Consider the following 4,275-nt stretch of genomic DNA (forward strand, 5'->3'; position numbering starts at 1 on the left):
AGGAGACGCTTCGCGACTGGCTGGTTGCGTGGAGACGAGGCGGCTTCGAGGCGCTGCGCCCCAAACCTCGCGGCGATCTTGGGCAAACCCGGGGCATCCCGGGCCCGGTCGCGGACTTGCTGGTCAGCATCAAGGACGAGAGACACTCCCTGTCGGTGGTGCAGGTCATCGAGCGTGCGCGCGCCACGGGAGCGGTGCCCGACGATCTGGCGTTGCCGAACTCGACGGTGCACCGGCTCCTCTCGCGTGCCGGGATGATGCGCAAGCGTCCCGAGGAGCAAAACGGCAACGACCGCCGCCGGTTCTCATTCGAGCAGGCGGGCGAGTTGTGGATGGCCGACGTCATGCACGGCCCCGCCGTCGGAGTCGAAGGCGGACGGCGGCAGAAGTCCTACCTGATCGGCATCATCGACGACGCCACCCGCGTCGTTCCCTATTGCGCCTTCGCGCTCTCCGAGGCTGTCGGCGCTTTCCTGCCGGTGTTCGGACAGCCGTCCGTCGGCGCGGTGTCCCGGTTCGTCTCTACTGCGACAACGGGGCGGCGTTCCGCTCGCACCAACTGGAGCTGGTGTGCGCCCGGCTCGGCATCCACCTGATCCACAGTCGGCCCCACACCCCGGAGGGGCGAGGGAAGATCGAACGATTCTTCCGCACCGTACGAATGCAGTTCCTGCCGCGGCTCTCCCCCGAGGACACCCGGAGCCTCGAAGCCATCAACCGGGCGCTGTGGGGCTATATCGAGGGGGAGTACCACCAGACGCCCCACCGGGGGCTTTTCGGAGAGACTCCGCTGGACCGCTGGTGCCAAAGCGCCGATGCCATCCGGCTGCCACAGCCCGGTACCGACTTCGACGCGCTCTTTTTGCTCGAAGAGAAGCGGCGGGTGCAGCGCGACCGCACCGTGAGCCTGCGCGGCGTTCTCTACGAGGTCGACGCCACCCTCGTGGGCGAGACGGTGACCCTCAAGTTCGATCCGGCGAAGCTGGGAGAGCCCGTTGAAGTATGGCTGCGGAACAAAAAACTCGGGCCGGCCAGGCGCGTAGATCTCTACGCCAACTGCTTCGTCAAACGCAACCAGCACTCCCGGATCCCGGTTCCCGGGAAAAACCCCGACGCGCCCTCCCAGGCGCTGCGCCTGAGAGACTTCCCTGCGAGCCCAACGAAAGGAGGCCGCTGACATGTATCGCAAACCGTTCGGCCTCACTCGCAATCCGTTCGACAAGGAGATCCCGCCCGAAGAACTGTTCCCCTCCGCGGCGGGCCAGGAAACCGACGCTCGTCTTGCTCACCTGCTGGAGTTGCGAGGCATCGGCCTGATCACGGGAGAAAGCGGTTCCGGCAAGACTTCCGCCTGCCGCAAGGTGCTCACCTCCCTGCACACCGGCCTGTGGCGCGTCGTCTACATCGCCTTCTCCACGGGAAACGTCATGGACTTGTACAAAACCATCGCATGGGAGATGGGCCTGCCCACCGAGCGCTCCCGGGCTGCCCTCTACCGACAGATCCGCACCGAGGTCAACCGCCTCTGCGCCGAGGCCCGGTGCCGCCCCGTCCTCGTCATCGACGAAGCGCACAATCTGCGATCCGACGTGCTTGAAGACCTGCGGCTGCTGACCAACTACCAGATGGACTCGGAAAACCGTCTTTGCCTCCTGCTCGTGGGGCAGGCCGAACTGCGCCGAAGGCTCTCCATGGCCGTCTACGAGGCGCTCGCCCAGCGAATTGTCATGCGATACCACTACGCCGGCCTCGACCGGGACGAGATGCCCCGCTATATCACCCACCGTCTGCGGCTGGCGGGCACCGAACTGCCCCTCTTCGAACCCGCGGCCATGGAAGCCATCTTCCAGGCGACCCAGGGATTGGCCAGAAAGGTCAACAACCTGTGCCATCAGGCACTCATCGCCTCTGCCCTGGCCAAGGCGAAAACCGTGACCATCGACCATGTCCATGCCGCGTTGGCGGAGGTGACGTGATGGAAGAACGGATCGAAGCGCTGTTGCGCCCCACGGCGAACGAACTGGCTCTCGCACCCGAGTTGGGGGTCCTCGCCGCACTGGATGCGACTCTCGCGACAACCGCCCACCAACTCGTAGCCGAAAACCCGGACCTTTACTCCCTCGACCCGGCGGCACGGGGAGAGATCCCGGCCCCCCTTACCCGAAAGGCGAACTCCCTGATCTTCCGCATCGGAGAACTGCGCGTGGAAATCCGCGAATACAGGGCACTCGCCGTCAACGACGATCACACGCTCTGACCACAAACCCGGAAGGGGTCACCATCTGCGGTGGCCCCTTCCGGGATGTTCACTCTCTCACTCTGCACCACCACATCAACGGCGGGAAGTACCCCCTGCAATGCGGGAATTACAACCCGGCTCATAGCGGATCTGCGTGAGAACCACCTTGCGGATTTATGAGAGATACAACAACTGCCAGGCCAAACTGCTGATCGTCGACGAGATAGGCTACATTCCGATCGACCGGCACGGAGCAAACCTGTTCTTCCAGCTGATCTCCCGTCGGTACGAGAAGGGGGCGATGATCCTCACTTCGAACCAGCCGTTCTCCGGCTGGGGGGAAGTGTTCGGCGATGCCGTCATCGCCACAGCGATTCTGGACCGGGTACTTCATCATTCGATCACCATCAACATCAAGGGCGAAAGTTACCGGCTCAAGGAAAAGCTCAAAGCTGGCATCGTTCAACGAAAAGAACCCAAAGACTGACCACCGACAGGGGGGGAATTTTCGATTGCCACAAAGGGAACATTTTCAATTACCGTTGACAATGCGCCCCGACGGCAGCGCCGTCCGCACCCACTCCCGGTCGAGGGAGTAGCTTGTCCCGTACGCCGGGTTGTTCGGCGGTGTGTACGAGTTGTCCAAGTTGATCCTGTTGTAACCGAGCTGATGCACCACCCCGTTCGGCATCGTGATGCTCGTCCTGTTCCCGTTGGCGTCGTACCCGAACCCGTAGGTGCGGCCCGACGTAGGGATTACCCGATTCAGGCGGTCACGTCGAGTACAAAATTTCCTACCTTATACGAGGCCATAATTTATAACTGCCTATGACCTTTGATACTCGTGAGAGGTTTACAACCATATCCGAAGTAATTTTTTGTTGTTGTTAACTTGATTATTTTAAAATATTTCATTAGAAATTTTCGGTCTGTAGTTTCAACATAATTCCCCTTATCATCAACAAGCCATATTGTATCTAACCCATCCTTTGAATTGTAATATCCAATTCTAAAACGTGTACCGATTTTATTTTTCCATGAAGGAGTCATTTCATCCGCCTTAATAATCATAACGATGGATCGTGGTGGAATTATATCCTGCACATGGTATTTTCTTGCATTGATAGATCTTATTTTCATTTGTGGCACTCCCCGCACAGATCTTTATCTATAGTTGGAGCCTGCGCCTCGGCGGGATCCGCAAGCCATAGAATAATAGAGATGGCAGTTCCACATTTTCCAAGCTTTTTAGCTGCCTTAGAAAATTTTGATAAATCTTTCTTGGGAATCGGCGGGGGCACTTTGCCTTTATGAGGTATTCCTGTACCATCAGGCCGATATCGGCCTACATTTTTTCCGCTAGGGTCATACCTATCAATGTGAGGGCTTCCATGTTTTGACGCATCTGGTTGATAACTGTCTCCAGATAACCCCTCTGGATCAATCCAGTTGACTGGATCGTTTCCGACGTACCCGAACAAGTTGTACTGTCCTCCCTCGAAGAATATCGGGTCCTTTGCGGCCCACCTTCCCGTTCCCGCCTCATAGTCCCGCCATCCGAACCTCACCATCCCCGTCGCGTCGTCGGGTATCCCGCCCGCGAACCCAACCGGGATATCGAACGACGGGTTGGTATCGGAGAACAGCACCGCCCGCCGCACTTCCGTCGTATGCGCAGGCTTTTTCCCTAATGCGGCCGGTGGCTTCACACGCCGTTGGCCCCGACGCGGGGCGGGCCGGAGAGCTCGAAGACCCCTGATGCGGTTTTTGGGATAGTGGCACGATCGCGCGGAGGAGCTTCTTTCTTTAGCTGCCCCGGTTTGCATAGAAGGGATCGTATCAGGAGGAGGCGGCTAAGGGAAGAAGAGGCGCGCGAACAGAAGCGGCGCGGCCCTGCGGGCTCCGCGCGCAGCATGCGGAGGCCCCCACCGGAGGGGCCGGAGCGCGAGCACGGAGACCGTTCACGCGTGCCGCGATCGCATTGCGTGTCACGCGGAACGTGACGCGGCTTTGCCGTTTCTTTCCGGGGAGCCCCC

Annotated in this window: 7 protein-coding genes; 4 read left to right on the forward strand and 3 right to left on the reverse strand. The window is 59.8% G+C overall.

What is annotated here, in order from left to right; all coding sequences use genetic code 11:
• Window positions 1-436: 436 nt before the first annotated feature.
• The 4 genes from HY896_07885 to HY896_07900 all read left to right on the forward strand — a co-directional run bounded on the left by HY896_07885 (window position 437) and on the right by HY896_07900 (window position 2,726).
• Complete coding sequence (locus HY896_07885; protein ID MBI5576268.1) at window positions 437-1,177, forward strand: DDE-type integrase/transposase/recombinase; 741 nt, start codon at window positions 437-439, stop codon at window positions 1,175-1,177.
• A 1-nt stretch (window position 1,178) separates the two neighbouring features.
• Window positions 1,179-1,976, forward strand: coding sequence for an AAA family ATPase (locus tag HY896_07890; protein ID MBI5576269.1), 798 nt, complete (start codon window positions 1,179-1,181; stop codon window positions 1,974-1,976).
• Window positions 1,976-2,257: a hypothetical protein gene (locus HY896_07895; GenBank protein ID MBI5576270.1), complete on the forward strand. Its 282-nt coding sequence runs from the start codon at window positions 1,976-1,978 to the stop codon at window positions 2,255-2,257. The genes HY896_07890 and HY896_07895 overlap by 1 nt, the downstream gene beginning before the upstream one ends.
• 130 nt (window positions 2,258-2,387) lie before the next feature.
• On the forward strand, window positions 2,388-2,726 hold the full coding sequence (locus tag HY896_07900) for an ATP-binding protein (GenBank protein MBI5576271.1): 339 nt from the start codon (window positions 2,388-2,390) through the stop codon (window positions 2,724-2,726).
• A 45-nt stretch (window positions 2,727-2,771) separates the two neighbouring features.
• Here HY896_07900 and HY896_07905 read toward each other — a convergent pair whose 3' ends face one another.
• The 3 genes from HY896_07905 to HY896_07915 are packed head-to-tail and all read right to left on the reverse strand — an operon-like array spanning window position 2,772 to window position 4,065.
• On the reverse strand, window positions 2,772-3,008 hold the full coding sequence (locus HY896_07905; protein MBI5576272.1) for an RHS repeat protein: 237 nt from the start codon (window positions 3,006-3,008) through the stop codon (window positions 2,772-2,774).
• 47 nt (window positions 3,009-3,055) lie between these two features.
• Window positions 3,056-3,379, reverse strand: coding sequence for a hypothetical protein (locus HY896_07910; GenBank protein MBI5576273.1), 324 nt, complete (start codon window positions 3,377-3,379; stop codon window positions 3,056-3,058).
• Window positions 3,376-4,065 carry an RHS repeat-associated core domain-containing protein gene (locus HY896_07915; protein ID MBI5576274.1) on the reverse strand — a complete coding sequence of 230 codons (690 nt, stop codon included), beginning with the start codon at window positions 4,063-4,065 and terminating at the stop codon, window positions 3,376-3,378. The genes HY896_07910 and HY896_07915 overlap by 4 nt, the downstream gene beginning before the upstream one ends.
• Between the last annotated feature and the right edge of the window lie 210 nt (window positions 4,066-4,275).

It is taken from the genome of Deltaproteobacteria bacterium (genome assembly GCA_016218975.1).
Taxonomy (GTDB): Bacteria; Desulfobacterota; Deferrimicrobia; order Deferrimicrobiales; family Deferrimicrobiaceae; genus JAENIX01.